Origin of the sequence: Paenibacillus assamensis DSM 18201 (genome assembly GCF_000422445.1) — a bacterium.
GTDB classification, from domain to species: Bacteria; Bacillota; Bacilli; order Paenibacillales; family Paenibacillaceae; genus Paenibacillus_B; species Paenibacillus_B assamensis.
In genome coordinates this window covers 601772-628175 of sequence record NZ_KE383837.1, presented here as the reverse complement: position 1 = coordinate 628175, position 26404 = coordinate 601772, and the positions used below count along the sequence as shown (strand labels likewise).

Sequence of the window (26404 nt, the reverse complement as noted above, 5' to 3'; positions counted from 1 at the left end):
ATAAAGTTGTATGATGAGGAATGTTGATAACGATGCAAAAATATTTTGTAGAGCCTGCACAATTTGGCGCTGAAGAAGTCATCATTACGGGGCAGGATGCACATCATCTTGTCCGTGTCATGAGATCGAAGCCAGGTGCAAAGTTCATCGTCAGTGATGGAGAAGCTAGAGAAGCTTTGGTAGAGCTTGTAGAAGCAAATAGCGAGCAAGTTATAGCACGTATTGTCGAGCATCGTGAGACGAAGGCAGAAGCCGCGTGTCAAGTAACGATTGCACAAAGCTTGCCAAAGGGCGACAAGATGGAGCTTATTATTCAGAAATGCACGGAGATCGGTGCTGTTTCTTTCATTCCGTTTCAATCGGATCGGACGGTCGTACAATATGACAGCAAGAAAGAAGCGAAGCGACTGGAGCGTTGGAGCAAGATAGCGAAGGAAGCGGCTGAGCAAAGCCATCGCAACCGTGTTCCTGATATGCAACCAAGTATGAGCGTAAAGCAGCTCGTTCAGGCAATGGAACAGTATGATCTGGTACTTCTTTGCTATGAAGATGAACGCGGCACTCAAATTCGCGACGTTGTGCAGCCTTTCGCAACGAAGGTTGCAAACGAAGTGGACAAGGGTGAAGTTCTTATTATTGTTGGCCCTGAAGGCGGATTCACCGCACAGGAAGTAGAAACATTTGTGAATGCAGGTGCTGTGAGCATAGGCTTGGGGCGCCGCATATTACGAGCAGAGACAGCAGGCATGTTGGCATTAACGTGCGTGCTGTACGAAACAGGTGAAATGGGAGGAGTGTGAACAATGCCATCGGTAGCTTTTTACACCTTGGGCTGTAAAGTTAACTTTTACGATACCGAAGCCATTTGGCAGCTGTTCAAACAGGAAGGTTACGACCAAGTCGAATTCGAGGAAACAGCAGATGTCTACCTAATTAATACATGCACGGTGACGAATACGGGAGATAAAAAGAGCCGTCAAATTATTCGTCGCGCCGTGCGTCGCAATCCAGACGCAATTATTGCAGTAACAGGCTGCTACGCGCAAACGTCGCCAGCAGAGATTATGGATATTCCAGGTGTGGACTTGGTTATTGGTACACAAGACCGTGAGAAGCTCATGGACTTCGTCGCTCAAATTCATGCGGAACGCAAGCCTATCAATGCGGTTCGCAACATTATGAAGACGAGAGCGTTCGAAGAACTGGACGTTCCTGACTTTGCAGAACGCACGCGTGCGTTCCTCAAAATCCAAGAAGGCTGCAACAATTTCTGTACATTCTGTATTATTCCATGGTCTCGCGGTTTGTCCCGCAGCCGTGATTCGGAGAGTGTACTGAACCAAGCTCGTCAGCTCGTTGCTGCGGGCTATAAGGAGATTGTCCTTACAGGTATCCATACAGGGGGGTATGGAGATGATCTGGAAAATTACGATTTGACAGATTTGCTGTGGGATTTGGACAAAGTGGATGGACTAGAGCGTATTCGCATCAGTTCTATCGAGGCGAGCCAGATTGATGATCGAATGATTGAAGTGTTGAAGCACTCTAAAAAAATGTGCCGTCACCTTCATATTCCATTGCAAGCTGGTAACACAGATGTATTGAAGCGCATGCGCCGTAAATATACGACAGAAGAATTCGGTACGAAGCTTGCTCGCATTCGTGAAGCAATGCCGGATGTAGCGATTACAACGGACGTTATCGTTGGTTTCCCTGGTGAAACAGATGAGCAGTTCCGTGAAGGCTATGAATTCATGAAGCAAGTTGGCTTCTCTGAGATGCATGTATTCCCTTACTCCAAGCGTACGGGAACACCTGCTGCTCGCATGGAAGACCAAGTGAATGAAGAGGTCAAAAATGACCGCGTTCATCAACTGATTGACTTGTCTGAACAAATGCAGCTGCAATATGCAGAGCAGTTCGTTGGAGAAGTATTGGATGTCATTCCAGAGCGCGACTATAAAGGAGCACCAGGAACAGGCCATGTTATGGGTTACTCCGATAACTACTTGCAAATTATTTTCGAAGGCGACGAATCATTGATCGGACAATTATGCCGTGTGAAAGTGACCGAAGCTGGCGTAAACGAGTGTAAAGGTGTGCTCGTGCGTGTACTTGATGAGAAGGTATTGAACCAAGCGGCGAACCTGTAATTACTGTTCGCTTTCCTTAATAGCGGTTGAACACGCAGTAATAGATGGGAGGATTTTGCTTGCTGCCAAGGCAGAGGTGAAATCCTCCCTCTTTTGGGATAGGATATAGATAACACATATAAAGGAGGAACGGGGATGAAAGAAATATCAGCAGGCGGGGTCGTATTCCGTAAACGTGAAGGCCAATTGGAAATTCAGCTTATTCAAGACCGTTATGGCAAAGTTTCGTTGGCGAAAGGGAAAATGGAGCCGGGCGAAACCATTGAAGAAACGGCACTGCGCGAAGTGGTGGAGGAGACTGGCATTCATGGTCGTATCATTGAGCCGATTGATATGATTAAATATCAATACAATCATCCTGAGCATGGTCTTGTGGATAAGGAAGTTCATTATTATTTGATCGAGGAAGAAAGCGGAAGCTTGCAGGCGCAAGTTGAAGAAATTCGTGGTGTAAGTTGGTTCTCACCTGAAGCTGCATGGCAGCAGCAGAAGCAATCTGGGTATGATAACAATGACATTATTGTAAGTAAGGCATTCCAAAAACTTGGTCTAAGCATAGGAGGATAATCATCATGACAACCGTGAATCTTGCTTCATACATCGATCATACGTTTCTTAAGGCTGACACGAACTCGAAACAAATCGAGCAATTATGCAAAGAAGCACTTGAGCATCAGTTTCATAGTGTTTGCGTAAATGGAGTATGGGTTCCTGCTTGTCGTGAATTATTATCAGGTTCCTCTGTGAACATAGCGGCCGTAGTCGGCTTTCCTTTAGGTGCTAATGCGCCATCTGCCAAGGCATTTGAAGCAGCTCGTGCTGTAGAAGATGGCGCGACAGAAATAGATATGGTACTGCAAGTGGGGCAGTTGCTTGAAGGCAATCATCGTGCGGTTGAAGCGGACATTGCTGCCGTTGTACGCATGGTCGAGGGAAAAGCAATCGTCAAAGTGATTTTTGAGACTGGATTGTTGAACGACGAGCAGAAAATAACGGCATGCAAATTGTCCGAGCAGGCTGGAGCGCATTTCGTCAAAACCTCAACAGGCTTTGGTATTGGTGGCGCAACAGTTGAAGATATTCGATTAATGCGTGCTAATGTGTCTGCTGCTATAGGTGTTAAAGCATCAGGTGCTGTTCGTGATCGTGCGACAGCGCTCGCGATGATTGAAGCGGGAGCGAATCGAATTGGTACAAGTTCAGGTATTGCGATTGTTACCGGAGGCGGTTCCACAACGGCAAATAGCACAGCGGGAGGGCCAGAAGCGAACTCGCAATATTAAATATCGTTTGTGCATGAGCAATTTGCGCGGATTCAGTTGCTGAAATCATTGCTGATATATCATGCAGCAGGTGGATGAGCGGATAAAATAACAGTGCACCACCTACATTTAAGGCGACATGGCTCCAAGCGACGAATTGTCCACTGCGACTGCCGCCAAGTGAAGCAATCAAGGCAGTGAAGCAAGTTCCTACGTTGGAACCGATAACGATTGCGATGCCGACTTCTACAGGCAGTGCACCCGTTGCAGACAGGCCCATTGCCATGGCAATAATCGCTGCGCTGCTATGTACGAGCGCTGTAATGACCATGCCGGCGAGAAATGCCCATAGTAGGCTTTCTTGGGAACGTTCAAGGAACCAGGTAAATAAGCCGCGCTGCTGTAAGGGCTCACTAATCGCCTTCATCCATTCGATACCAAACAGAATGAACGCAAACCCCGCCGTTGCAATGGCAGCATATTGCAGCGGCTTCCACCATGCATGTAGGCGCGGCAGCATTTCTGGGCATATATCATCGGCAATCACACCCCAGATCCATGCGGTTACAGCAATGAGCAGCAGGGGCAATGCATAATGATTAATATTTAGACCAATTAATTCTGTCGTCAACGTTGTACCTATATTGGTACCTAAAATGATGCCAAGAGATCGTTGAAATGTCATTAGGCCAGCGTTGACTAAACCGATAGAGATAACGGTAATCGCCGTACTGCTCTGCATAATTGCAGTCATAATGGAGCTAAACAGCATGCCGTGGATTGGTGTGCTTGTCGAGCGATGCAGCAGCCGTTTTAAATGGGGACCCGCCCACAAATGTAGGGCAAATTCCATTGTCTTCATGCCGAACATAAATAGTGCGAATCCGCCAATAAGCGGAAAAATTATGGATTGCATCATAGGTCGGCTCCTTTTTGAACCTTTATAGTAAAGGTGCTCATAAGTGTGTCTGCTTGTACTATCATTAGGACATATGTATGCATGAAAGAGGACAACCATGACAATCATGGATCGGCACTATCCTATATTTAGGCATGAACTTGAGATAAGTTATTAGTAGAGGAGAAATCGTATTAACATGCAGTTACAGCGTCCATATGTGCAATTAAAGCGTGCGCGAAAGAAGCGCATCGAACGTTCTCATCCTTGGGTATTCCAATCTGAGGTTGAACTTGTATCAGGAGACCCTAAGTCAGGGGCATTAGTCGATGTATGGAATGAAAAGGGGAAATACATCGCGACAGGTTACTACAATCCAGAATCACAAATTATTGTTCGTATTGTGAGCTATGAACCGATCGATGTGATGGATACGGCTTTCTTCGTTGCTAGATTCGAAGCTTGCTTGGAACATCGGGATCGCTTCTTGCAAGGTGCTAAGGCGTACCGTCTTGTGTATGGTGAAGCAGATTTCCTGCCAGGTCTAGTTGTAGACCGTTTTGACGATGTACTCGTCGTTCAAATCGTGACATTAGGTATGGATCTATGTCGTGACGCTATTATTGAAGCGTTGGTCCAAGTCATGAAGCCGCAAGGTATTTATGAGCGCAGTGATGTGCCGATTCGTGAAAAAGAAGGATTAGAACAGCGTACTGGCTTGCTTTACGGAGAATGCCCACGTCACGTACAAGTGAAAGAAAATGACCTAATTATCGAAGTAGACATCGTAGAAGGTCAAAAGACAGGATATTTCTTCGATCAACGTGAAAACCGTGCTTCCATCGCTCCATTGATGAAAGGGTGGGGGAAACGCAGTGGAATCGCTTTGCAAACCGTTGAAACGGAAGAGGGAACGCAGCAGCTTCCCGTCAATGCGAATGGAAAAGTGGTTAGCTTTCCTTGGTGGGATGGTGCAACTGTACTAGAGTGCTTCGCTCATACAGGTAGTTTCACGCTGCATGCTTGTAAGTATGGTGCGAAAAAGGTGACTTGTCTCGACATCTCCGACCATGCAATTCAGAGTGCGAAGCGCAATGTGGAGCTGAATGAGTTCACAGATCGTGTGGAATTCGTCGTTGCCGATGCATTCGATTATTTGCGTGAACAAGTTCGTGGTCGCGATGAGCGCAGCGAGCGCAATGAAGCAGGCGGCGCTGCTAAAAAAGTAGATACATCGAAGAAGATGACTGCTGGCGGCGGACGCACGTGGGATGTCGTTATTCTTGATCCGCCTGCATTTGCAAAAACACGCCATGCGGTTGAAGGCGCCTATCGCGGTTACAAAGATATCAACTTGCAAGGGATGAAGTTGGTTAATGAGGGCGGATACCTCGTAACAGCGAGCTGTTCCTTCCATATGAGACCAGACCAGTTCATGCAATCCATTCTAGATGCAGCGCAGGATGCTGGTAAAGTGCTTCGCCTCATTGAATGGCGTGCTGCTGGCAAAGACCACCCGCAAATTGCAGGTGTCGACGAAGGTCACTATTTGAAATTTGCGATCTTTGAAGTGCGTTCCAAATAACGTTGGTTCTACCTATCACATGACAAAGTCGGACAACTCTTTTTAATAAGGGATGTCCGACTTTTTGTTATTTGATGGGAATGACATGATGGCTATGGGCTGGCACCATAATATACAAACGGGTGTTCTAGAAATAGTCATGTTATAATCGTAATCAAAGCTTGTTAAGAAGAAGGATAGAACAAAGATAGAACAAAGATAGAACAAAGAGTTACCAATCATTCACGAACGGAGCATTCCAACATGCGCGAAGACCTCTTTATAGAGCTGAGCTGCACATATGGAACGTTGAAATATAAATGAGTCATTGATTCGTTATTACATGATCGGAATTTTCACGACACACAGGACACATACACGACATAAGGGCGGTGAGAAACGATGGCTTTGACATTTATAATAGGGCGTTCTGGAAGCGGGAAGACGACTTATATATTGGATCGAATTCGGGAACAGGTCATGCAGCAACCGGAAGGACCTCCTATAATACTGCTCGTACCGGAACAAGGAACGTTCCAATTGGAGCATGAGCTAGTGAAGACGGAAGGGCTTCACGGTTTGCTGCGTGCACAAGTATTAAGCTTTCGACGTTTGGCCTATCGGGTTATGCAAGAGACTGGCGGTACGGCATTGACTCCCATTAATGAAGAAGGGAAGAAAATGCTGCTGTATCGTATTATGCAGCAGAAGAAGAACCATCTTTCTCTCTTCTCAGGTACAGCAGAGCAGTTTGGTTTCATTGAGAAATTGAATGCTTTGTTCGATGAGATGAAACGTTATCGGATTCAATCTTCTGATGTTGAGGAGCAGCTTAGTTGGCTGACAGGAGGGTCCGGGCATCCGCTGCTGGCTGCAAAGCTGCGAGATATTACAGAAGTTATGCGGGAGTTCGAGATTGAATTGTCGCAGCATTATTTAGATGGTGAAGATGTGTTGATGCGATTGGCAGAAAGTGTGCCCCAATCTACCTATGTGCGTGATGCTCAAATATGGATCGATGGATTCCATGGCTTTACGCCGCAGGAGCTATCCGTATTGGCTGCACTCATGCTCCAATCTAAAGATATGCGAATTGCGCTTACTCTGGATCGACCATATGAGCAAGGACAAACGCCGCATGAACTGAACCTATTTCATCCTACAGCTACTACGTATATTCAGCTTCGAGAAATTGCCGAAACATTGCAAGTACCGACTGGGGATTTGGTTCAATTGGATGGTCGAACAGAAGGTAGTTTGCTACGTTTTAAGGAGTCACCGTTGCTGTCTCACCTTGAGAAGCATTATGAGCGTCGGACGGCTTGGCAGGAAACAACGGCTACAGAGCAAGAACAGCAAGCTGTTACTGTGCATGCAGCCGTTAATCGCCGAGTAGAAGTAGAGGCGACAGCAAGAGATATGTTGGCTCGTGTACGTAATGGGGAAGCGCGCTGGCGAGATATGGCGGTCGTGGTGCGAAACATTGGAGACTACAGCGCCCTTATAGATACGGTGTTTACAGACTTTGATATTCCTTATTTTAAGGACCAAAAGTCAGTGGTGCTTCATCATCCGTTCGTTGAGATGACGAGAGCAGCGCTAGATATTTGGATTGGTTTCTGGAAGCCAGATGCGGTGTTCCGCTTTATTAAAACTGATTTTGTACTGCCGGAGGATGGTTCCATCTCACGGTTGGATATGGACCGGTTTGAGAACTATGTATTGGCGGCTGGAATTGAGGGCAGACGTTGGATGAGTAAGCGTCCATGGCCTAAGATCCCTTCCTTGTCTTTGGATGCAGACAGCTCTTCAGATGAAGAAACGGGAGCTCCAGCCTTGATCGAGCAGTGTCGACAAGTCGTTGCTGCACCGCTTATGGCGTTAGAGCGAGGTTTGACTCGCGCAAAGGATATTCGCGATATGTGTGAGGCTTTGTATCGATTTTGGATCGATTTAGGTGTACCGCATCGATTAGAGCGTATGAGTGCTGAAGCGATGATGAATGGGGATGTTCAACGTGCTCGCGAGCATCGTCAAATATGGGATGCGGTACTTAACATCCTCGATCAGCTTGTTGAAATGGCTGGAAGTGAAACGATTACGCTGGAATTGTTCGCGGGTATGTTGGAGACAGGCTTTGAAAGCGTGAAGCTGGCACTTGTTCCTCCTGCGCTTGATCAAGTGCTTATTGCTTCGATGGATCGGACGAGAACAGGTCACATTAAACATGCTTATTTACTAGGGGCCAATGATGGCATTATTCCAGCTCGTCCCATCGAAGATGGTGTGCTTACAGAGAATGAGCGTGACGTCCTGCTTGATACGGGTATGCAATTAGCGCCTGGAGTCCGTCGTCAATTATTGGATGAACGTTTCCTTATTTACAATGCATTGACGGCAGCTAGCCATACACTATGGGTGAGCTATGCGCTTGCTGATGAGGAAGGAAAATCATTGCTTCCATCTGAGGTGATTCGTCAAATTAGACAACTCTTCCCGCATGTAGAAGAGCAGTTGGAGCTGGCTGAGCCAAATGAATTCATGGGTGAGCTGGAGCAGCTTCGTTATGTTGCGCATCCAGAAATGGCCTTGCGACATCTTATTTCGCAGCTGCGAGAATGGCGTCGTGGAGTAGCAATCTCTCCTGTATGGTGGGATGTGTATCATTGGCTGCGTGCCCAGCCAAGCTGGCAGCACCGACTACGTACGTTAACAGGCTCGCTGTTGTATCGCAATCAAGTGCAGCCTTTAGATAAAAATACGAGCCGCAAGCTTTACGGGAACAAGCTGCGAACGAGTGTTTCGCGGATGGAGCGATTTGTCGCTTGTCCATTTTCTCATTTTGCTTCACACGGCTTAAAGCTTAGACAGCGCCAATTGTACCGCTTGGAGGCGCCGGACATCGGCCAGTTGTTCCATGCGGCTTTAAGCCAATTTGCGAATGATTTGAAGTCCAACCAACGTTCGTGGGCGGCATTGACGGCTGATGAAAGCCGAGCGGAAGCAGATCGAATTGTCGATTTGCTATCGCCTCGCTTACAAGGCGAAATATTGATGAGTTCCAATCGCTATAAACATATTTCGCGCAAATTGAAGCAAATCGTCGCCAAGGCTGCGGATGTTATAGGGCAGCATGCAAAGCGTGGAGAATTCGAACCGCTTGCGCTTGAAATCGATTTTGGACCAGACAAGCCGTTACCGCCGCTTCAATTTACGTTGGACAATGGCTGTACGATGGAGATTATCGGAAGAATCGATCGGGTTGACTGTGCGGATAGCGAACAAGGCATTTTGCTGCGAGTGATTGATTACAAGTCCAGCGCTACTGACTTGAAGCTTCACGAAGTCTATTATGGCTTATCGCTGCAAATGCTAACTTATTTGGATGTGCTGTTGACTCATGCGGAGGAATGGATTGGGCAAACTGCATTGCCGGCAGGAGCGCTTTATTTCCATGTGCATAACCCATTGCTTGCTGCTACGAACGGAATGGCACCAGACTTGGCCAATGAGCAGTTAATGAAGAAGTTTAAAATGAAAGGTCTTGTACTGGCGGATCGAGAAGTAGTAGCGAAGATGGATGCACCGTTGGAGAAAGGTTATTCTGACATATTGCCTGTTGCTGTTAAGCAAGATGGGTCTTTCTATAGTAACGCGAGTGTAGCTACAACGGAACAGTGGGATGTTTTACGTGACAACGTCAGAAATGTGATTCAACGTATAGGCACGCACATTACAGATGGTGAAGTACAAATTGAGCCATATCGAATGGGAACTAGCAAAGCTTGCGACTATTGTGATTATAAGCCCGTGTGTCAATTCGATGAGCTGCTGGAAGGTAATCAATATCGGATGCTGCCTCGGATGAGCAAAGACGACGTATGGATGCAACTGCAGGGAGGAGGCGATTTATCACATGGATCAAACGAATAAGCGAACAAATGTCAAATTGGGACAGTCCTCCCAGCAAGAAGTAGAGCAGATAGCTATTGATCTTTTTGATATCGTGGACCAAACCATGGAGGACGAGCTAATTGTGCAAGCTGCTGAACCAACAACTACATTACCACCAAAGCCGCAAGATGCGACTTGGACCGATGAGCAATGGCAGGCTATCGTTGACGGTGGCCGCAACATTCTTGTAGCTGCGGCAGCTGGATCAGGCAAGACGGCAGTTCTGGTAGAGCGCATTATCCGAAAAATTATAGATGAGCACCAACCCGTCCATGTCGATGAATTGCTGGTGGCAACGTTTACGAAGGCAGCGGCAGCTGAAATGCGCGAACGTATTCGTCTTGCGCTTGAGACGAAGCTTGCTGAGACTCCTGATTCGGAGCATATTCATCGTCAGCTGGCGCTGTTGAATCGAGCTTCGATTACGACCTTGCATTCCTTCTGTCTAGAAGTAATTCAACGTTACTTCCAAATGATCGGATTGGACCCTTCTTTCCGCATTGCGAACGAAACAGAGACGCAGGTAATGCGTCAGGATGTGTTGGAGGAGCTGTTCGAGGAACAGTATGAGCAAGAAGATGAGGGGTTTCGTCGCTTTGTTGACTGGTTCAGTGGGGAACGAAATGATGAAGCTGCTTTCCGCCTTGTCCAACGTTTATATGATTTCTCACGCAGTCATCCGTGGCCAGATGCATGGTTATCGCAAATGGCAGCTTCGTTTGGAGCTGGCTCTGTAGAGGAGCTTTCTGCTTCACCGTGGGCGACAAGTATTATGGCTGATACAAAATTGACACTGAATGCAATTGTAGAGCTGCTGCGGCAAGCGACACAGCTGAGCGGGGCGCCTGGTGGGCCTGAGCCTTATCAGGCTGTAATAACGGAGGAGTGGCAGGTGGCTGCTCAATTGTACAACCGATCGCTTCAGCACCGATGGCATGAAATGGGCGAGTTTATGGACCAGCTTGAATTTGGCAGGCTGCCTGCATGTCGAGGCGATCGTTACGAGAAGTCCTTGCAGGAGCAAGTAAAGAGGCTGAGGGATCAAGCGAAAGCTCGTTTCTCGCAGCTTCGTGAAGAATTGTATAGACGTGCACCAGAGCAATTTCTTATCGAAATGAACCAAATGGCGCCGCTTATGGATACGCTCGTCCATGTCATTCAGCAGTTTGGTGAGCGTTATGAGCATGCAAAGCGCGGCAAAGGCTGGCTTGATTTCTCGGATTTAGAGCATTATTGCCTTCGTATTTTGCGTGCACCTCATAGTACACCTGAACGTACGGAGCCTTCAGATGCAGCGCTGCAATATCGAGCGCAATTCGCTGAAATTTTACTCGATGAATATCAAGATACGAACATGGTGCAAGAGGCAATTGTGAACTTAATTTCGCGTCAAGATAAAGGCAATCGTTTTATGGTAGGCGATGTAAAGCAGAGCATTTATCGCTTCCGTTTGGCAGATCCTACGTTGTTTATGGAGAAGTATGATCGCTATGTGCGTTATGATCAAAGTGATGACGATTGGAACATGCATGCCGTTCAAGAAGGAATGAACGATGAGGCTGAGCTAGAAAAGGCTTCTTCGGATTTGAATAGTTATAGAGATGAAGTTGCTCTAAAGGGTGGCCGTATTGATTTGGCGCGCAATTTCCGCAGTCGAATGGAGGTTGTCGATGCAGTCAATATGCTGTTCCGTCAGCTTATGAATCGGCAAGTGGCAGAACTAAGCTATGATCAAGATGCAGAGCTTGTATGCGGTGCGATGTATTACCCTGAGCTGGATGTGGAAGATGATTCGGCATCTGGGGACTACAGCTATCATGTTCGCCCAGAGTTTGTCTTGATTGAAAAAGGTGGAGCGGCGGAGTCTCAGGCTGGGGATGAAGAAGATGTGCTTGATGGGGATCAGCCTCCAACACAGGAAGTTGATCCATCAGAGCTAGAAACCGCACGAATCGAGGCCAGAGCAATCGCTGCTCGGATACGAATGATGATGGGCGATGGGCGTGAGAAGCCTGCTCAAGTGTACGACAAGCAATTGAAGCGCATGCGGGCAATTAGCTACCGTGATATCGTCATTTTGCTCCGTGCGACCCAATCATGGGCCCCATTGATGGTTGAGGAGCTGCGTTTGGAAGGCATTCCAGCTTATGCGGAGTTCAATACGGGCTACTTTCAAGCGACAGAAGTGGAGATCATTGTGTCGTTGCTTCGTGTCATAGATAACCCTTATCAAGATATCCCGCTTGCGGGCGTGCTTCGCTCTCCTATTGTAGGGCTATCCGCAGAGTCCTTGGCGCAAATTCGCTTATATGCGAAGAATAAGCCGTATTTTGATGCATTAACGTCAGCAGCCGAAATCGGAACAGCTGGTGCAGCACAATTGGAGTTGGATGGTGAGGTGTTGCTGTCTGAGGAAGATGTGCAGCGGGTTCAGCATTTCATGTCCTTATGGGAGCGTTGGCGTGAGGAAGCACGTCAAGGCAGTTTATCAGAGCTTATTTGGCGCATCTATCGCGAGACAGGGTATTACGAATGGGTTGGAGGATTAGCAGGTGGTACACAGCGTCAGGCTAACTTACGGGCGTTGTACGATCGTGCTCGTCAATACGAAAGTTCTTCTGTTCGAGGGCTGTACGCGTTCCTTCGTTTCATAGACCGGATGAAAGAAACGGGCGGCGACTTGGGGACAGCTCGCGCATTGGGTGAGCAGGAAGATGTCGTTCGTCTCATGACGATTCATAAAAGTAAAGGGCTTGAGTTCCCTGTCGTGTTTATTGCAGGCATGGGGAAAATGTTCAATCAGCAAGACTTGAACGCTGCTTTCCTGATGCATAAGCAAATGGGATTCGGGCCGAAATATGTAGATGAATCAACACGTGTTACGTATCCGACACTGGCTAATTTGGCTATTCGTCGTCAAATGAAACTGGAATTGCTGGCAGAGGAACTGCGTGTGCTTTATGTTGCTTTAACCCGTCCAAAAGAAAAGATGATTCTTATCGGCACGGTAAATGATGCCGCTAAAGTCATTTCGCAGTGGGGAGAAGCCCTTGATGTGGAGTCTTTGCTGCTGCCTGACTACTTGATAGCTCGTGCGCGCAGTTATATCGACTGGATCGGCCCAGCACTAATTCGCCACCAAGCTGCATCGGAATGGCGTACGTTAGCGGGTTTGCCAAATCGTAACGGCAGTTGCATGATCGACGAGCCGTCGGATTGGAAGCTGACGCTTATTCCTGCCTCGATGCTTGCACTTACTTCCAGCTTGGAAACGGATGATTCCTCGGTAAGCGATAAGTTAGCATTGTTGGAACGAATAGCTGCATTGGATGAGCATGTTGAGGTAGAGCCTTCGGAACATGAGCAGACGATTGCGGAGCGGCTTAGCTGGAGGGATCCTTATCGTCTTGCAGAAATGCTTCCAGCGAAGACGTCTGTTACGGAGATGAAGCGTTTATTTGCACAGGATGATTTGCCTTCTTCTACTTGGGTTCATAGCAGCGAGGTGGAGGATGGTATTGCGGACAGAGATCATTTGCCAGCTGAGAAAAAGCTTCCAGAGCTCCCAGAGCAACCAGTTGAGCTTGCAAAGCTGGAACCAGAACAGCAGGCTCCAACTGGACTGGCAACTACTACTTCTACGAAAGAAGTGCAAGTGAACTCTGTGTCAGAAATCGCAGACGGGTCTGACTTTACGTACACGCTGCATTTACGCCGTCCTCGCTTTATGGAACAGAAACGACTGACTCCAGCAGAGCGTGGAACTGCCTATCATTTGCTGATGCAGCATTTGCCGCTTAACGGCAGCATGAGCACTGATATTATTGCGCAAACGCTGAACGGAATGCAGGAGCGTCAGATTATGACGGTTGCACAAGCAGAGGCGATCGATGTGGATAGCGTCTATGCCTTCTTTGAGAGTGATATTGGTCAGCGGCTGCTTCATGCAGATTGGGTGCAGCGAGAGCTACCATTCTCCTATGGGCTAACAGCTGCAGAAGCATACACAATTGAATTATCTACGCAGGGGGATGCGGATGAAAAACTTCGCTATGTGGCGACGTCCTCGTTCGCAGCGAAGGATAATTCTCATTTATTAGATGATGAGACCGTACTTGTACAAGGGGTTATTGATTGTATTTTCCAGTCCAATGACGAGCTTATATTGCTTGATTACAAGACAGACCGTGTGTTAAGCCATGAAGGTGGCGTAGAGGGTCTAGCAGAGCATTATCGTTTCCAACTTGATTTATATGCACGTGCGATTGAACAAATATGGAAGCGTCCTGTCCATAAGCAAGCCTTGTATTTCTTTGATGCTAGAGAAGCGAGATTCCTATAACTTGCGAAAAGCAATCAGAGCAATTTGAAGTGCTGACGATGTGTAAACGAATAGATGATAGATAGACAAGCTTAGCGAGTAGTAAAAGGGAGAGGAGGATGGATATGCGGGTGTTGCATACGGCGGATTGGCATTTTGGCCGGACGCTTGAAGGACGCAGTAGAATGGAGGAGCAAGAGGCTTTTGTAGATGAGCTTGTACAGATCGCCGATGAAGAAAAGATCGACATTATTTTATTGGCTGGGGATGTATACGATACCGTCAATCCTCCGGCGGCAGCGGAGCAATTGTTCTATGAATCGATGGAACGTTTGTCTGACCAAGGCAGACGCTCCATCGTGATTATATCGGGCAACCATGATCATCCTGATCGATTAGCTGCGGCATCTTCACTCCTGCGGCGTCAAGGAATAACGCTCATTGGTCAGCCCTCTGAGCAGGCGGTGCGTATTCAGCTCGCGCGTACGAACGAAGAAGCGATTATTGCCGCACTTCCTTATCCGTCAGAAGCGAGATTGAAGCAATTGCTTACGCACAACAATGAGGAAGAGGCTATTCGCTCCGCTTATAGCGACAAGGTGGCCCAATTGTTTGCAAGGCAGACAGCAGCTTTTCGGTCAGATACGGTAAATTTGATGATGAGTCATTTGTATGTACTCGGCGGCAAAGAAACGGAGTCGGAACGTCCGATTCAAGTTGGAGGCGCATATACGGTACATCCTGATGCCTTTTATCCATTGCTTGGGGAGGAGTTGCTGCAAGCACAATATGTTGCATTAGGGCATCTTCATCGACCACAGATGGTTAAAGGAAAAGGGGTTATTCGTTACAGTGGATCTCCCATTGCCTACAGCTTCTCAGAGGCGGGTCAGACGAAGTCAGTTACTGTATTCGATGCTGCTCCAGGCGCTGTTATTACACCTGAAGAAAAGTATTTATCATCGGGGAAAGTGTTGTCTACGTGGACGGCGAAAGGTGGATATGCGGAGCTGTGCAGTTGGCTTGACGAAGGCCGTGATGCGGAAGCATGGCTGGACGTAAGTGTCCATTTAACAGAAGCATTAACGATGGAACAAATACAGCATATTCGCCGTGCCCATGGTGGTATTGTGCATATTCGTCCTATTTATCCGGAGATGGAGGCAATTGCTATTGAGGAAGGTCAGCGTTCAGCTATGCCTGTTCATGAGTTGTTCAGACGATTCTATGAGCGGCAAACGGGCGGCGCAGCTCCTGATGATGCGCTAGTCGATCTGTTCCTTGAACTGATTGGCGAAGAAGAACCTGTAGAGGAGGAGACTGCTGGATGAAGCCATTAACGTTAAAACTGAGTGGTCTCCAGAGCTATCGGGAAGAACAAGTTATTGATTTTGAAACGTTGTGTGAAAGTGGCTTATTCGGCATTTTTGGTCCAACAGGCAGCGGGAAGTCGACGGTTTTAGATGCGATAACACTTGCGTTGTATGGCAAGGTGGAGCGGGCGACAAATGGGACACAAGGCATTATGAACCAAGCTGAGAAACAATTGATGGTTTCTTTTGCGTTCCAGTTGAGTAATGCGGAGGAGACGAAGACATTTCGTGTGGAACGTAGATTTAAGCGCGCTAATGAAATAAGTATAAGCAATTCCGTTAGCCGATTTGTAGAGATTACCCCAGAAGGCGATGTTGTGTTAGCGGACAAGCTTGCTGATGTTACCCGACTCGTTGAGGAGCATATCGGATTAAAAATGGATGACTTTACTCGTGCGGTTGTACTCCCACAGGGCAAGTTTGCTGAATTCCTCTCGCTTAAGGGCAGTGAGCGCCGCCAAATGCTCCAGCGTTTATTTTCTTTGGAACGGTATGGCGATGTGCTGGCAGGTAAATTGTCACGATCACTCAAGGAAACGGAGAGTGAAATACGTACCAGCTTGGCAGAACAGCAAGGGCTGGGTGATGCATCTGCTTCCGCCTTGGAAGCGGCAGAAGCAGTCATGACAGAGGCGGCACAGGCGGCAGAGACAGCTAAGGCTGAACGACAGCAAACAGAAGAACGGTATCAAGCTTGGAATGAGCTTCGTAAAATGCAAGCTGAGCGTGATCAGCTGGAAGAACGCCGTAAGCAGGGCGCACAGCAATCTGAGCGGATGCAGCAACAGCAGCAGCGTTTGCAGCGTGCGCTGGAGGCTGAGCAAGTCATGCCTTCTATTCATGAAATGGCGAGAGCGCAATCGGAACATAACCGCAGTATAGAGGTGCTCCGAAATGCTGAAGTGCTGGCTAAAACCGAGCAAGCAGTACGACAAACAGCAGAGCAAGCATGGAACGAAGCTAAGTCTCAGCGTGAACAGCAAGAGCCTGAGCTTCATCAGCGGATTGATCAATTAAAACAGGCTGCACAAGTTAATCAAGAGTTGGAGCAATTGACTATTGAGCTGACAGAACATGAGGCAAAGGGGCAGACGTCTGCCGATAAGGCTGCCCAGGCGCAAGTGGAAATGACTCGTGTCAGTCAACTTTTGCAGCGAGCTGCTGTGCGGCAGGGTGAGTTAAAACAACGGATGCGTGAGCTTGATTGTCCATCTGCGCTTAGAGAGCGCATGCAAGAAGCTCGTCTTGCGAAGACGACGTTAACAGAGGCAGAACGTCGTAGAGTTGAGTTGGGCAGCCAAATGGAACAGGCTAACAAGCAGCTTGAACGTGCGAATGCAGTGCTGCGAGAGCAGATGGAGCATATGGTTGCCTGGAGCGAGCGATTACCAACTTGGCTGACATCTGTAGGTGAAGTGCAGCGCGAGTTGATGACAGCGAAGCAGTGGACCGAACAATGCACGATACAGGTGCGCATCGAGTTGGAGCAGGCACGAGTTGAAGTGCGGAATGCTTCAAAGGCGGCATTGGCTGCTGAATTGGCGGAGACATTGCAAGCCGGAGAGTCTTGTCCTGTATGTGGATCGAAGGAACATGCCGTAGTGACTCATAATTATTCAGAGCAGCAGCAGGCATATCTTGAGGCGGAAAAACAAGCTGAGAACTATGAGCGCTGGCTAGAGGAATTGCGGACAACAACTATATCGGTGGAAAGTGCGCTTGAGCGTTGTTATTCATTGCGCACAGATCTCCGTGATCGTCTAGCAGATGCGAATAAGCGTGCCGCATCTTGGTTGCCGTCCTCCGTCGCAGAAGCAGAAGGGGCGGCTGCTATACAGGCTAAGCTCATGTTTGAGGGAATGGCGGTGAACGAACTATCGGAACCTCTTCTAGCTGATGAAGTGTCGCATGTTAGAGACATGCAGTCAGAGCAGGCGAATAGCACTCGTTTAGATGAACTATCGGACATGAAGAAATGTGTCGGTCAGGCGGTTGCTGGAATTGATACTCTGACACAAGAAAAAGACAGCATACTTCGTTCCATTGATGAGCTGTTGTGGAATTTGCAGCAGGCGGTATCGAATCTGAATACTTCACAGCAAGCTTATCAAGAAGTAACCGTACAGCATACTGCAGCAGATCAAGTGCTAAAGGACAAGCGCCAGTCTTGGCAGGAGCTTTATCCTGAATGGGAACCTCAATCGCTAGAAGTGCAATGGCAGGCACGTCAAGAAGCGGACCGTGAGCTTGAAGATAGCCGTCAGCGTTACGAGAAAAGCGTAGCCTATATTGAGGAGATGGAAGGGCAGCTGAAGCAGCAGCAGATGCTGCATCGTGAGGCTGAGCTTGTAGTTGTACAAAGTGAAACAGCCAAACAGGGCTTATTGCGCATAAAGGCAGAGTACGATGCTAGACTCGCTCCTTGGTTGGAGTTTGGTCCAATTCCAACACAACTTCATTCCAATGAGCAGCAGCTGTTTGCTATTCGTCAGCGCGAAGAACAAACACAGCAGCATGCTGAGACAGCAAGACGCCGTGAGGCAGAAGCGGCGCAGCAGCTAGCCTTATCACAGCAGTTCACGAACAGCGCAGAGGTTCGACTTCGTGATACGCAGCAGCAGCTTCATCAAAGGCTAGAGCAATCTGGATTTGCGAACCAAGATGAGGTTGTTGGTTGCCGATTAGAAGAGATAGAACGTCAACAGCTTGCTGATGAATATGCGGCTTATGAAGAAGAGCAGCGTACGATTCAAATTCGTATGAACCGAATTGTAGAGCAGCTTCAAGGCCGAGAGATCGGTGATGAAGAATGGTCTTCATGCGTGCAGCAATGGCAGTTGGCAGCGGAGCGTGATGAAGCAGCTTTCGCTTTGCGTGTGAAGACGGAGCGTGATGTGGAACAGCTGCGTGCTAAGCATGCACGGTGGATGGAGTTAGAGGAAAATATGAGCGGCGGTCGCGAACGACATAGTCGTTTGCAGCAGCTTCAAAGTGTATTCCGTGGCAATGCATTTGTTGAGTTCGTTGCCGAGGAGCAGCTAATGCAAGTTAGTCGTGCTGCCTCTGAACGATTGAAGCTGTTAACGAAGCAGAGATATGCGTTGGAAGTTGATTCAGGTGGAGGATTTGTTATCCGGGATGATCTGAACGGCGGAATTCGAAGACCTGTGTCAACATTATCGGGTGGCGAAACATTCTTGACATCCCTTGCCTTGGCGCTTGCACTATCTGCTCAAATTCAACTTCGTGGCATGTATCCATTGCAATTTTTCTTCCTTGATGAAGGCTTCGGTACGCTGGATCCAGAATTGCTGGATACCGTAATTACTGCGTTGGAGAAACTGCATCATGATAAGCTTTCTGTAGGAGTCATTAGCCATGTGCCTGAACTTCGAGCGCGTTTGCCGCGCAAGCTTGTAGTGACGCCAGCTGAACAGGCGGGCAGAGGTTCGCAAATTGGACTAGAGACGTTGTGAACGTTTTTGTTTAATTCGGAAAATGGAAGTTGCTGATCTGATCTTTTGTGAAGCAAATCACAGTAACCGTTTCTACCGACTGTTATAATACAGTTACCGACATTTTTACTTTGGATGGCACCTCGGTAAACTTGTTGTTTCTACAATACACATGTATGTTAAGTCCGCCTTCATTTGTAGAAACAACATGTTTACAGCGTTTATGCGCAGCCTGCAACTGCAGGAGGGGGTGTCTTTTTGTTGTGCAATACATTCAAGTGAACTTGAATTTGTATCTATATTATAAATATTTACTTGTTCTTAAGGTAATTTGCTCACCTCCTTGGGCGTAGGCGAATATCATGGAGCATTACATGATTGTGCTAGTCAATGAGGAGGTTCTTATGGAAAATAACAAGCAAGGTAACCAGATTGAACGACAAGGTGCTCAAGAGGAAAATCGATTTGATGGAAACAATGCGCCTAACTTTGGCGCTTCGTATGTACCACAATATACACAGCCTAATATGGCTCCTATGCAGTCGGTACCAAATATGCAGCCTATGATGCAGTCCATGCCTAACTTCCCACCAATGCCAATGCCGAATATGCAGGCTGCGATGCAATCGATTCCTAACATACAGCCGATGCCCAATATGCAGCCAATTACACAACAGGCTGTGCTGCCTAATCAACAACCATATCCAGCTATGCCGCAAGGGTCTGTTGTACAACAGTCCATGGGAGAAAATGCATGGAAGCCAAATGATGAATATGGTGGATTGGCTGTTAATGGTGAAAATATGAAAGACATGTGTAAAAAATATATGCATCACCATGTCCAACTAAAAACAAGTGAGAATCAAGTTTATCAAGGTGTAATTACTCACGTTGATGATACGTATGTACATTTATCCCCAACGTCTACAGGTGGAGGAAATAGTCAGTATAGTGAGCAAATGACGTCGTATCCATACACGATGTCACAGGACTATTCGGCATATTCAACACCTTATTATTGTGAATCATGTTACCGCGGATTGGCTTCGCACCATGGTTTTGGAGGCGGTGGCCCTGGGTACCATGGTGGAGGCTATGGATATCACGGAGGGTACTATCCCCGGCCACGCCCGCCCTATTATCCATACTATGGTGGCTACTATCCCTACAACCCGTATTACTATGGATATGGCTACAATCCGATCATTTTGCCTCTTGCAACGCTAGCAGCTTTAGCTCTTCTCTAAAGTAAATCCATGATTCAAGCACCTCTATGCTGTGGCTGTGGGGTGCTTTCATTTTTTATAAAGATGCATAGGGTAACTAAGAGAATGGATTGAAAATTGGACGTGCGATGCATTTTTCGATATGATAATTGTATAGTCTAGGTTCATTCGTACTGCATAAGATAACGCTGAAGTAACATGGGCTGTATAGGTGAATATATTTCTAGGAGGAATTAGGATGGATTGCATTTTTTGCAAAATAATCGAAGGTACGCTGCCTTCTAAAAAAGTATACGAAACAGAACGAGTGGTTGCTTTTCATGACATCCAGCCTAAAGCGCCTGTACATATTGTAATTATTCCTAAGAAACACATTCCGACAATGAATGATCTGCAAAAAGAAGATTATGCGTTGTTAGGAGATATCCATGAAGCGGCACAACAAATCGCAAAAGATCTGGGTGTGGCGCAGTCAGGCTATCGTTTAGTTAACAACTGCAACAAAGACAGCGGACAGATTGTGTTCCATATTCACTACCATCTATTAGGTGGCGAACCGCTAGGAGATATTGTTGGTTCTAGATAGTGATTTCAGTAATTATTTACAGTTCGCAAGTGCAAGGTTGACACTGTATTTCACCATCACATATAATGTAATTTGATGAACCGTGATTTGTTCTTGGACGGTCTGGTCGGAGGGAGGGATAACTGGTGTCTGAAACGAAAGTTCGCAAAAACGAGACGATCGATGCTGCACTTCGTCGCTTTAAGCGCTCCATCGCAAAAGATGGCGTATTGGCTGAAGTTAAAAAGCGTAAGCACTATGAGAAGCCAAGCGTCAAGCGTAAGAAGAAGTCCGAGGCTGCTCGCAAGAGAAAGTTTTAGGAGGATATAGCACCAATGGATCTAAGCCTACGATTGAGCGAAGATATGAAGCAAGCGATGAAGAGTAAAGACAAGTTCAAACTCTCCACCATCCGCATGGTTCGTTCGGCAATCCAGAATATTGAGATAGAATCGAAACGAACTTTGAATGACGATGAAGTGCTTGAAATTCTAGGTCGTGAAATCAAACAGCGGAAAGATGCCCTCCATGAGTTCGAGAAAGCTAACCGATTCGACCTTGTAGATAACTTGAAACTAGAGCTTGACATTTTGTTGGAATACCTTCCAGCACAGCTTTCTGAAGAAGAAATTAAAGCCATTGTACGAGAGACCATCCAAGAGACCGGTGCTACTTCGAAAGCAGACATGGGTAAGCTTATGGCTGCCCTAATGCCAAAGGTCAAAGGACGTTCCGACGGTAAACTTGTCAATTCAATTGTTCAACAGCATCTGCAATAAGCGAATCTTTATAACTGATCGACTTCAAAAACACTCCTTGTTTCAAGGAGTGTTTTTATTATGCCTTCTTTTTGCGTAATAGTTGGTTGCACTTGGATCATTTTTATGTTCTGCTTTGCAGTTGAACGTTGTTGGGCCTGATGGCTTTGTTAGATTATTGAAACGTAATTGATGGAATTACGTATTACCGCATATATGGAATCAAGAAAGTAAGAACAATTGATATACTAAACAAAGAAGGGGGTAGTGGATTGAATTCACGTTCTGTAACGTTAAAAAGATGGCTTATTATGACGACGCTTACTGTTTTTGTGTTGACAGGCCTGCTAGGGGTAATGAGCAGTGTTGGTGTACAACCAGCCTATGCTGAACCTGTTCCTGGGACTGTGAATGATGGAGTAGTTGCCGTCATAAATCTAGAGGGTGCTGTAGATCCAGTTATGGAGTCATACGTGCGCCGGGCGATTGAAGAGGCGAAGCAATCAAAAGCGGAGCTTATCGTGTTTGACATGAACACACCTGGTGGAAGGTTGGACAGTGCTGAAGCATTGGGGCTTCTCATAGCGGAGAGTCCGATCCCAACCGTCGTTTATGTAAATGGTAAAGCAGCTTCTGCTGGTAGTTATATAGCACTCAGCGCGGATCAGATTGCAATGACACCTACGAGCATGATTGGCTCAGCTGCAATTGTGGATATGAATGCCGAATTGGTTGATAATCCTAAACTGGTCGCTGCCTGGTCGAGCATGATGAAGGGTGCCGCTGAGGCGAATGGCCGTGATGGAACTTATGCAGTTGCAATGGTCGATGTGAAAAATGAAATAAAACTTCCTGAGCTGAACCGTACCAAGAAGGCGGGAGAAGTGCTTGCCTTGGATACGAAAGAAGCAATTAAAGTTGGTTATGCAGATTATGAAGCCTCCTCCCTTCAAGAATTGCTCACTCAAATGAAGCGCAGCAATCCGCTTGTGCTCACAATCGAGGTAGCTGCTTCGGAGAAGATTGCTTCATTCCTAATGAATCCAATTGTCGCTACGGTACTACTGTTCATTGGTATTGCAGGTATTGCCATTGAACTGATTGTGCCAGGATTCGGTGTGCCAGGTATTTTAGGTGTACTTAGTTTCGGTCTATATTTCTTTGGCGCTTATGTCGCTGGATTAGCTGGTATGGAGGCGTTTGTCCTCTTTATTCTGGGGCTTGTGCTGCTTGTATTAGAATTGTTTGTACCTAGCTTTGGCATATTGGGAATACTAGGTTCTGCCAGTCTTATTACAAGTGTGGTGCGAGCTGCATATGACACATCTGATGCACTGTTATCGTTGGGAATTGCATTTATTGCAGCTACTGTTGTCGTTGTCATCATTGCACGTATATTTAAGCATCGTGGAGTATGGAACCGATTCATTCTTCGTGAGCAATTGACAACGGAAGAGGGCTTTGTGTCTGCACGAAATGCATCAGAGCTTATTGGAGAAATTGGTGTTGCATTAACTACGCTTCGACCATCTGGTACCGCATCGTTCAACGAGCGCAAAGTTGATGTCGTTACAGATGGTGGATTTATTAGCGCTGGCAAGCGCGTAAAGGTGATTCATGTAGAAGGAGTTCGTGTCGTAGTGCGCGAACACGCAGATGACTAGGGGTCGCGGTTTATTGTAAACCTGCCTATATAGAAAATTGAATCGGAGGTTGTGCTTTTATGGAATTGAATATTAGCTTTTTGCTTACGATCGCAGTCATTATTATTGCGGTCAGTGTATTCCTCAGTTTCTTCCCAGTGATGCTCTGGATTTCTGCTATCGCATCCGGTGTGAAAATTAGCATTATTACGTTGGTGGCTATGCGTCTACGTCGTGTTACTCCGAGCCGTATCGTTAACCCAATGATCAAGGCGACTAAAGCTGGATTGGGACTGTCCATTAACCAGTTGGAAAGTCACTATTTAGCGGGTGGTAATGTAGACCGAGTTGTTAATGCGCTAATTGCTGCACAACGTGCAAACATTAGCTTGGAATTTGAGCGTGCAGCAGCTATCGACCTTGCGGGTCGCGACGTACTGCAAGCTGTACAAATGAGTGTTAACCCTCGTGTTATCGAGACGCCGATCGTTGCAGCTATGGCGAAAGACGGTATTGAAGTGAAAGTTCGTGCTCGTGTAACGGTGCGTGCTAACATTGAGCGTCTCGTTGGTGGTGCAGGTGAAGAAACGATCATCGCTCGTGTAGGTGAAGGTATTGTTACAACAGTAGGTTCTAGTGGTACGCATAAAGACGTATTGGAAAACCCAGATTTGATTTCTCGCACAGTACTTGGCAAAGGATTGGATGCGGGTACAGCGTTTGAAATCTTATCGATTGATGTTGCTGATGTTGATGTAGGTAAAAATATCGGTGCACACCTTCAAACCGAGCAAGCAGAGGCTGATAAGCGTATCGCTCAAGCGAAGGCAGAAGAGCGTCGTGCGATGGCGGTTGCACAAGAACAAGAGATGAAGGCTCGCGTCGTAGAGATGCGCGCGCGTGTTGTTGAGTCTGAGTCTCAAGTTCCATTGGCAATGGCTGAAGCGCTTAAGAGCGGCAAGTTGGGTGTTATGGATTACATGAACCTTCAAAATATTGAGGCGGATACGCAAATGCGCGGCTCGATTGGTAAGAACTCAGACGCAGGGCGTACCGACCACAGTTCAGAAAGCTAGGCGATAAGCCATGGACAAATTATTTGATTTTATTGCTTCAAATATTTTTGTAGTCGTTGCGGTTGTGGGCTTCTTACTTTCACTAGTGGGCAATAAAAAGAAGTCAGCCACTGGTATGCCAAACTTTGGTGGTGATGCCCAAACTACGGCTAGCCAGAACCAATCTAATCATGATCATGATAAGGGTAGCTATGATGATTATGAAGAAGATGAGGAAGAGTATGAGCGTCAACAGTCTCGACTAGAGGATGTGCGTACTACTCCTGTATTCTCGACAGATTATAGCAATGATCGAGAAGAGAGTACATTTGGTTATCCATCATCAAGATTGGCCGATACAAGCTATCGTACTCAAACCGCGGCAGCTAGAGAAGCTTCTTCACCTATTTACTCGCGGAATGTTCATGGAGGGCAGCAACAGCGTAGTAAGGCTGACTCCAATCAAACATTAGCTGAACAGGCGCGTCAAGGTGTAATATGGGCTGAAATATTAGGTCCGCCTCGAGCGAAACGTCCGTTCCGCAATCGATAAATACAAAAGTAGTCCCAGTCAATGTTCCTGTTTGGAACGGGCTGGGACTTTTTTTGTATTGGCATCCTGCTGCTAATTTTCATATTCATTGCTGCTGGAGCATAAGTTGTAAAGTACAGGAAGGGGGCCTCGCACGTATGAGCCGTATCATGCGCAAGTTGAATCAGTGGACGGCGCATTTGTTTGATTTGCCGCAGGATATCGTATCTGATGTGCCCCGTGTATCCTTAATAGGCAATCGCAAGCTGTTCGTAGAGAATCATCGTGGAATCGTTCATTTTTCCAATGAAAATATGAGATTGTCGCTCGCAAAAGGGGAATTGGAAGTGACGGGAAGTGAGCTTGTCATTCGAGGAATATGGACAGAGGAAATATGTATCGAGGGCTACATAACTGAAGTGAAGGTTCACGGAATGGAGGACGCAAAGCCATGAAACCACCGTTAATGGGTAAAATACGTGGATATGTCAAAATTCAAATTCGAGGACAGCATACTGAACAACTGCTTAATCACCTTTTAGCAAAGCGGATAGCGATATGGGATGTGAGGCGCACAGAGGATCATCAGGTGAGCCTCTTTATTATAGTGCCTGACTTTTTTCGGTTACGTCCGTTTTTAAAAAAGACAGGCTGCCGTGTTCATGTATTGGCGCGTCATGGGCTTCCATTTTCTATAGGACAAGTACGTCGACGTTCTTTTTTTGTAACCGGTGCTTTTTTATTTTTGCTAGGACTGTACATGCTGTCATCTCTTGTATGGACGATAGAAGTAAAGGGGAACGAATCGATCTCAACCGAGCAAGTGCTTGCAGCAGCGCATGAGGAGGGCATATATCCATTTCAGTGGACATTTAGGCTTAAAGAGACAGAAGAGCTGTCAAAAGCGCTGCATGCAAAGCTGTCTTCTTCATCCTGGGTTGGGGTGACAAGGCAAGGTACCAAAATTGTTATTCATATTGTAGAATCCACTGTGCCAAAATCGAGAAAGCTGAATAATCCGCGCAATATCGTAGCAAGTACAGATGCTGTCATTACAAGCATTATAGCTGAAGAAGGCAAAGCAATCGTAAAACCGAATGATCGTGTGAAAAAGGGTCAGGTCCTTATTAGTGGCGCTCTGGGATCTTCGGAGTCTCCATTAACCGTTGTTGCCAAAGGCAGCATACGAGGCCTCGTTTGGTATGAATATTCGATACAGTCACCTCTTGTAAGCAAGCAAAAAGTAATGACTGGACAAAGTGTAGAAAAGTCTTATGTACAATTGGGGGAACGACGCTTACAAGTAAGTGGTTATGGTCAAGTTCCATTTTCTCATTACGAAGTGAAGACCGAATTCAATGATGTAAGTGTAGGGATGTTAACTTTGCCGCTTAAATGGGTAAAAGAAAAGATAATGGAAGTACAAATTGTTGAAGAGGCGCAAGAACAGCAAGAGGCTGCTCAAATTGGATTGCGTCATGCAAGAACGGATATCATGGCGAAATATGGGCCAAACGCTCGAGTTGTAACGGAAAAGATTTTGCATCAGAAGACGGAGAATGGTAAAGTGAAACTTAAGGTTATGTTTGAAGTAGAACAATCGATTGCAGAAGAGCAGCCTATTCTCGGCACTTCATAAAGATTG

At 46.7% G+C, this 26404-nt stretch carries 19 protein-coding genes; 18 read left to right on the top strand and 1 reads right to left on the bottom strand.

Translation table 11 applies throughout. The features are described 5' to 3' along the window. Positions 1-32: 32 nt before the first annotated feature. The 4 genes from H580_RS0117205 to deoC all read left to right on the top strand — a co-directional run bounded on the left by H580_RS0117205 (position 33) and on the right by deoC (position 3436). The gene (locus H580_RS0117205) at positions 33-800 is read left to right on the top strand and encodes a 16S rRNA (uracil(1498)-N(3))-methyltransferase (protein WP_028595882.1); all 768 of its coding nucleotides are present in this window, start codon (positions 33-35) and stop codon (positions 798-800) included. A 3-nt stretch (positions 801-803) separates the two neighbouring features. Continuing rightward, positions 804-2153 (top strand): tRNA (N(6)-L-threonylcarbamoyladenosine(37)-C(2))-methylthiotransferase MtaB, encoded by a 1350-nt coding sequence (gene mtaB / locus H580_RS0117200; protein WP_028595881.1) that lies wholly within the window; start codon positions 804-806, stop codon positions 2151-2153. A 135-nt stretch (positions 2154-2288) separates the two neighbouring features. Next, complete coding sequence (locus H580_RS0117195; RefSeq protein ID WP_028595880.1) at positions 2289-2720, top strand: NUDIX hydrolase; 432 nt, start codon at positions 2289-2291, stop codon at positions 2718-2720. Between the two features lie 5 nt (positions 2721-2725). Next, positions 2726-3436, top strand: coding sequence for a deoxyribose-phosphate aldolase (deoC, locus tag H580_RS0117190; RefSeq protein WP_028595879.1), 711 nt, complete (start codon positions 2726-2728; stop codon positions 3434-3436). Here the strand turns inward: deoC and H580_RS0117185 are convergent. Continuing rightward, complete coding sequence (locus H580_RS0117185; protein WP_028595878.1) at positions 3369-4334, bottom strand: Na/Pi cotransporter family protein; 966 nt, start codon at positions 4332-4334, stop codon at positions 3369-3371. The two genes, deoC and H580_RS0117185, sit on opposite strands and share 68 nt — an antisense overlap. A 178-nt stretch (positions 4335-4512) precedes the next feature. Here H580_RS0117185 and H580_RS0117180 point away from each other — a divergent pair, with 178 nt between their 5' ends. The 14 genes from H580_RS0117180 to yqfD all read left to right on the top strand — a co-directional run bounded on the left by H580_RS0117180 (position 4513) and on the right by yqfD (position 26398). After that, positions 4513-5898, top strand: a complete 1386-nt coding sequence (locus H580_RS0117180; RefSeq protein ID WP_028595877.1) for a class I SAM-dependent rRNA methyltransferase — start codon at positions 4513-4515, stop codon at positions 5896-5898. 381 nt (positions 5899-6279) lie between these two features. Continuing rightward, complete coding sequence (addB, locus tag H580_RS0117175; protein ID WP_028595876.1) at positions 6280-9810, top strand: helicase-exonuclease AddAB subunit AddB; 3531 nt, start codon at positions 6280-6282, stop codon at positions 9808-9810. Next, positions 9794-14173, top strand: a complete 4380-nt coding sequence (addA, locus tag H580_RS0117170; RefSeq protein ID WP_051217515.1) for a helicase-exonuclease AddAB subunit AddA — start codon at positions 9794-9796, stop codon at positions 14171-14173. Before addB ends, addA begins: the two co-directional genes overlap by 17 nt. Positions 14174-14277: 104 nt before the next feature. Beyond that, the gene (locus tag H580_RS0117165; RefSeq protein WP_028595874.1) at positions 14278-15483 is read left to right on the top strand and encodes an exonuclease SbcCD subunit D; all 1206 of its coding nucleotides are present in this window, start codon (positions 14278-14280) and stop codon (positions 15481-15483) included. After that, positions 15480-19001: an AAA family ATPase gene (locus tag H580_RS0117160; protein ID WP_028595873.1), complete on the top strand. Its 3522-nt coding sequence runs from the start codon at positions 15480-15482 to the stop codon at positions 18999-19001. Before H580_RS0117165 ends, H580_RS0117160 begins: the two co-directional genes overlap by 4 nt. 383 nt (positions 19002-19384) lie before the next feature. Then, on the top strand, positions 19385-20227 hold the full coding sequence (locus tag H580_RS24645) for a hypothetical protein (RefSeq protein ID WP_036605393.1): 843 nt from the start codon (positions 19385-19387) through the stop codon (positions 20225-20227). Positions 20228-20444: 217 nt separating this feature from the next. Then, a complete protein-coding gene (locus H580_RS0117150) occupies positions 20445-20792 on the top strand; it encodes a histidine triad nucleotide-binding protein (protein WP_028595872.1) in 348 nt (115 codons plus the stop codon). A 125-nt stretch (positions 20793-20917) separates the two neighbouring features. After that, positions 20918-21091 carry a 30S ribosomal protein S21 gene (gene rpsU / locus H580_RS0117145; RefSeq protein WP_005547957.1) on the top strand — a complete coding sequence of 58 codons (174 nt, stop codon included), beginning with the start codon at positions 20918-20920 and terminating at the stop codon, positions 21089-21091. A 15-nt stretch (positions 21092-21106) separates the two neighbouring features. Continuing rightward, positions 21107-21550 (top strand): GatB/YqeY domain-containing protein, encoded by a 444-nt coding sequence (locus H580_RS0117140; RefSeq protein WP_028595871.1) that lies wholly within the window; start codon positions 21107-21109, stop codon positions 21548-21550. Positions 21551-21840: 290 nt separating this feature from the next. Further along, positions 21841-23193, top strand: a complete 1353-nt coding sequence (locus H580_RS0117135) for an NfeD family protein (RefSeq protein ID WP_051217552.1) — start codon at positions 21841-21843, stop codon at positions 23191-23193. A 59-nt stretch (positions 23194-23252) separates the two neighbouring features. Further along, entirely contained in the window at positions 23253-24248 is a 996-nt protein-coding gene (gene floA, locus H580_RS0117130) for a flotillin-like protein FloA (RefSeq protein ID WP_028595869.1), read from the top strand. A gap of 10 nt (positions 24249-24258) precedes the next feature. Further along, positions 24259-24780, top strand: coding sequence for a hypothetical protein (locus H580_RS0117125; RefSeq protein WP_028595868.1), 522 nt, complete (start codon positions 24259-24261; stop codon positions 24778-24780). A gap of 137 nt (positions 24781-24917) precedes the next feature. Beyond that, complete coding sequence (gene yqfC / locus H580_RS0117120; RefSeq protein WP_028595867.1) at positions 24918-25214, top strand: sporulation protein YqfC; 297 nt, start codon at positions 24918-24920, stop codon at positions 25212-25214. After that, positions 25211-26398 (top strand): sporulation protein YqfD, encoded by a 1188-nt coding sequence (gene yqfD / locus H580_RS0117115; RefSeq protein WP_028595866.1) that lies wholly within the window; start codon positions 25211-25213, stop codon positions 26396-26398. Before yqfC ends, yqfD begins: the two co-directional genes overlap by 4 nt. The last annotated feature ends 6 nt before the right edge of the window (positions 26399-26404 follow it).

Coding starts and splice junctions, on each gene's coding strand:
- H580_RS0117205 (WP_028595882.1), top strand. CDS start 33: ATGCAAAAATATTTTGTAGAGCCTGCACAATTTGGCGCTGAAGAAGTC.
- mtaB (WP_028595881.1), top strand. CDS start 804: ATGCCATCGGTAGCTTTTTACACCTTGGGCTGTAAAGTTAACTTTTAC.
- H580_RS0117195 (WP_028595880.1), top strand. CDS start 2,289: ATGAAAGAAATATCAGCAGGCGGGGTCGTATTCCGTAAACGTGAAGGC.
- deoC (WP_028595879.1), top strand. CDS start 2,726: ATGACAACCGTGAATCTTGCTTCATACATCGATCATACGTTTCTTAAG.
- H580_RS0117185 (WP_028595878.1), bottom strand. CDS start 4,334: ATGATGCAATCCATAATTTTTCCGCTTATTGGCGGATTCGCACTATTT.
- H580_RS0117180 (WP_028595877.1), top strand. CDS start 4,513: ATGCAGTTACAGCGTCCATATGTGCAATTAAAGCGTGCGCGAAAGAAG.
- addB (WP_028595876.1), top strand. CDS start 6,280: ATGGCTTTGACATTTATAATAGGGCGTTCTGGAAGCGGGAAGACGACT.
- addA (WP_051217515.1), top strand. CDS start 9,794: ATGGATCAAACGAATAAGCGAACAAATGTCAAATTGGGACAGTCCTCC.
- H580_RS0117165 (WP_028595874.1), top strand. CDS start 14,278: ATGCGGGTGTTGCATACGGCGGATTGGCATTTTGGCCGGACGCTTGAA.
- H580_RS0117160 (WP_028595873.1), top strand. CDS start 15,480: ATGAAGCCATTAACGTTAAAACTGAGTGGTCTCCAGAGCTATCGGGAA.
- H580_RS24645 (WP_036605393.1), top strand. CDS start 19,385: ATGGAAAATAACAAGCAAGGTAACCAGATTGAACGACAAGGTGCTCAA.
- H580_RS0117150 (WP_028595872.1), top strand. CDS start 20,445: ATGGATTGCATTTTTTGCAAAATAATCGAAGGTACGCTGCCTTCTAAA.
- H580_RS0117140 (WP_028595871.1), top strand. CDS start 21,107: ATGGATCTAAGCCTACGATTGAGCGAAGATATGAAGCAAGCGATGAAG.
- H580_RS0117135 (WP_051217552.1), top strand. CDS start 21,841: ATGACGACGCTTACTGTTTTTGTGTTGACAGGCCTGCTAGGGGTAATG.
- floA (WP_028595869.1), top strand. CDS start 23,253: ATGGAATTGAATATTAGCTTTTTGCTTACGATCGCAGTCATTATTATT.
- H580_RS0117125 (WP_028595868.1), top strand. CDS start 24,259: ATGGACAAATTATTTGATTTTATTGCTTCAAATATTTTTGTAGTCGTT.
- yqfC (WP_028595867.1), top strand. CDS start 24,918: ATGAGCCGTATCATGCGCAAGTTGAATCAGTGGACGGCGCATTTGTTT.
- yqfD (WP_028595866.1), top strand. CDS start 25,211: ATGAAACCACCGTTAATGGGTAAAATACGTGGATATGTCAAAATTCAA.